General features: G+C 42.2%; 1 protein-coding gene. It reads left to right on the plus strand.

Annotation, left to right across the window (positions count from 1 at the left end):
• A partial coding sequence (locus ABD769_RS24885) for an AMP-binding protein (protein ID WP_344854068.1) occupies positions 1-1748 on the plus strand: 1748 nt, incomplete at both ends.

A 1748-nucleotide genomic window follows, 5' to 3' on the forward strand; every position in this document is an offset into this window, starting at 1 on the left:
GTTACTGCTGGGGAGGCCGCTGTTGCGGCAGATGCCATTTTGTTTTCGCGTTATGGCAGATATTATAATGCATATGGTCCAACCGAGGGTAGTATATGTGCATCGGTTTTCCAGTTTAAAGATTCCCAGGGAACTGATTTTCGTAACATCCCCATCGGCAAACCGATTTCCAACACGCGTATTTATATAAGGGACGGGGGTGGCGGATTATGTCCTGTAGGGGTTGCCGGGGAGATTTGCCTGGGTGGTTCGGGTCTGGCCCGTGGTTACCTGAACCAGCCTGAGCTGAGCCTGGAGAAGTTTGTTCCCAACCCGTTTGAGGCTGGTGAGCGGATGTACCTGACCGGGGACCTTGGCAGGTGGCTTCCTGATGGCAACATCGAGTTTCTGGGCAGGAACGATGACCAGGTCAAGATACGGGGATACCGGATAGAGCTGGGCGAGATAGAAAGTGCCCTGCAGGGACACAGTGATGTAAATAGATCAGTTGTTGTTTCTAAAAAAGATATTTATGGTAACGATTATCTTGTAGCCTACCTTGAAAAAAGGAAATATGTTAAGCTCACACCTTCTTTGTCTGAATATTTTGTATATGATGCATTACTCTATAATGCATTGACAACTGATGAGAAAAGGAACAATCATTATAAACAGGTATTCAATAAGCTCCTGAACGATAAAACAGTATTGGATCTTGGAACGGGTTCGGATGCTATCCTATCCCAGTTTTGTGTTGCTGCAGGAGCGAAAAAGGTATATTCCGTTGAAATTTTTGAAGAGGCGTATGAGAAGGCCAAAAAGAAAATAAAAGAACTGGGCCTTGAAAATAGGATTACGCTGATCCATGGTGACATCACTGAAATCGAGTTGCCTGAAAAAGTAGATTATTGCGTATCAGAAATAGTTGGTTCCATTGGAGGATCAGAAGGCGCCGCAAAGTTAATTAACTCCACACGGAGGCTGCTGAAAAATCCTGCAAACATGATTCCAAAAAGAAGTTTAACAAAGATTGCGGCCGTTTATCTTCCAGATAAACTTCATCAGTACGTTTTTGACGAAATAAGTGAACATTATTTACAGGAGGTATTCGGACAGATAGGCCATAAGTTCGACCTGCGGCTGTGTATCGATGGGCTTCCCATGGAAAATGTGATCACTAATCACCAGCCTTTTGAGGACCTGGATTTTACAGGTGATATAAACCTGGAGGATAATCATCTGGTAAGGTTCGAGTTTACCAAAGGTTCTATAGTCAACGGTTTTATTGTATGGCTGACACTTTACATAGATGAACATGAAGTTATAGACACTTTAAGCGGGCAATATGTCTGGCTTCCTGTTTATATGCCAGTTTTTTATGATGATACGGAAGTTGAAGCAGGGGATTATATTGAGGCTAATATTAAAAGGAAATTATCTGATAATGACTTAAATCCTGATTTTATCATCTCGGGGCAGCTATTCAGGAAAAAACATGATCCATTGGAATTCAGTTTCCAATCTTCTAACCATGAGGAAAAATATTGTGCAACCCCATTTTATCAGAAATTATTTGAGAATGAACAGTTAAGGGTTAAGGAGGATTTTTCAGTAAACCATTTAATTGATTATCTGAAAACCATACTGCCTGATTACATGCTGCCTTCTCATTATGTTGCCATTGACGAGCTGCCTTTGAATTCCAATGGTAAGATAGACCGGACAAGGTTACCTGAGCCCGACGGTTTGGAGCTGTCGGTCGGGAATGA

Origin of the sequence: Pedobacter jeongneungensis (assembly GCF_039538295.1) — a bacterium.
GTDB classification, from domain to species: domain Bacteria; phylum Bacteroidota; class Bacteroidia; order Sphingobacteriales; family Sphingobacteriaceae; genus Pedobacter; species Pedobacter jeongneungensis.